Annotated in this window: 2 protein-coding genes; one reads left to right on the top strand and one right to left on the bottom strand. The window is 68.6% G+C overall.

The features are described from left to right. The coding region (locus CCL05_RS36085) for a DUF1707 SHOCT-like domain-containing protein (RefSeq protein ID WP_143589999.1) at positions 1 to 185 on the bottom strand (185 nt) is incomplete at its 3' end. A gap of 177 nt (positions 186 to 362) precedes the next feature. Here CCL05_RS36085 and CCL05_RS36080 point away from each other — a divergent pair. After that, positions 363 to 1,762, top strand: a 1,400-nt coding sequence (locus CCL05_RS36080; protein ID WP_086564868.1) for a fumarate hydratase, incomplete at its 3' end; no start/stop codon positions are given.

Here is a 1,762-nt window from a genome sequence, read left to right as displayed (position 1 = left end):
ATGAACACGTCCAGTTCGCCGACCGTCTTGGCGCGCAGCACCCCCTCGACGCGCTCGGCGTGCTCGTCCGCGGTGAGACGGCCCTCGGCGAGGGCGTCGCGCAGGATGTCGGCGATGCGGTCCCGCTCGGCGTCGGAGGCACGGAGCTCGGAGACGGCGGGCGCGGTCTGCTTCTGAAGGTCCACGGCAGCAGCGTACCGAAACACGATAGATCGCGACACCCCCCGTGGGGCCGGTATGTCGCGGCCGAGTGTGACGAACTGAGCCTTACCTCAGGGGCTCACTGCCGGAGGCAGGTTCTAGGCTGTTGGCGCTCGCCAAAGGAGGCGGGCCGCCGTCTGTCGAGTGAGGAATGGGCTGAGATGCCTGAGTTCGCGTACACCGATCTGCTTCCCCAAGGGGAGGACACCACGCCGTACCGGCTGGTGACCTCCGAGGGCGTCTCCACGGTCGAGGGGCCGGACGGGCGGACCTTCCTCAAGGTGGAGCCGGAGGCGCTGCGCAAGCTCGCCGAGGAGGCCATCCACGACATCCAGCACTACCTGCGCCCGGCCCACCTCGCGCAGCTGCGCCGCATCATCGACGACCCCGAGGCGTCGGGCAACGACAAGTTCGTGGCGCTGGACCTGCTGAAGAACGCGAACATCGCGGCGGCGGGCGTCCTGCCGATGTGCCAGGACACGGGCACGGCGATCGTGATGGGCAAGCGCGGCCAGAACGTGCTGACGGCGGGCAGCGACGAGGAGGCCCTGTCCCGCGGCATCTACGACGCGTACCAGAACCTCAACCTGCGCTACTCGCAGATGGCTCCGCTCACCATGTGGGAGGAGAAGAACACCGGCTCCAACCTGCCCGCCCAGATCGAGCTGTACGCGACCGACGGCGGCGCCTACAAGTTCCTGTTCATGGCGAAGGGCGGCGGCTCCGCCAACAAGTCGTTCCTCTACCAGGAGACGAAGGCCGTCCTGAACGAGGCCTCCATGATGAAGTTCCTGGAGGAGAAGATCCGCTCGCTGGGTACGGCGGCCTGCCCGCCCTACCACCTGGCGATCGTGGTCGGCGGTACGAGTGCCGAGTACGCGCTGAAGACCGCGAAGTACGCCTCCGCGCACTACCTGGACGAGATCCCGGCGGAGGGTTCGGCGCTCGGGCACGGCTTCCGGGACAAGGAGCTGGAGCAGAAGGTCTTCGAGCTGACGCAGAAGATCGGGATCGGGGCGCAGTTCGGCGGCAAGTACTTCTGCCACGACGTGCGCGTGGTCCGCCTGCCGCGGCACGGCGCCTCCTGCCCCGTCGCCATCGCCGTGTCCTGCTCCGCCGACCGTCAGGCCGTCGCGAAGATCACGGCCGAGGGCGTCTTCCTGGAGCAGCTGGAGACGGACCCGGCGCGGTTCCTGCCGGAGACGACGGACGAGCACCTGGACGAGGCGGGGGACGTCGTCAAGATCGACCTCAACCAGCCGATGGACACGATCCTGGCCGAGCTGACGAAGTACCCGGTCAAGACCCGCCTCTCCCTCACCGGCCCCCTCGTCGTCGCCCGCGACATCGCGCACGCCAAGATCAAGGAGCGGCTGGACGCGGGCGAGGAGATGCCGCAGTACCTGAAGGACCACCCGGTGTACTACGCGGGTCCGGCGAAGACGCCCGAGGGCTACGCGTCGGGCTCCTTCGGCCCGACGACCGCCGGCCGGATGGACTCCTACGTCGAGCAGTTCCAGGCGGCGGGCGGCTCCAAGGTGATGCTGGCCAAGGGCAACCG

The organism is Streptomyces africanus, from assembly GCF_002150735.1.
Classification (GTDB): domain Bacteria; phylum Actinomycetota; class Actinomycetes; order Streptomycetales; family Streptomycetaceae; genus Streptomyces; species Streptomyces africanus.
Note: the sequence above shows the minus strand (reverse complement) of the source record. Positions and strands in the feature narration are given on the sequence as shown.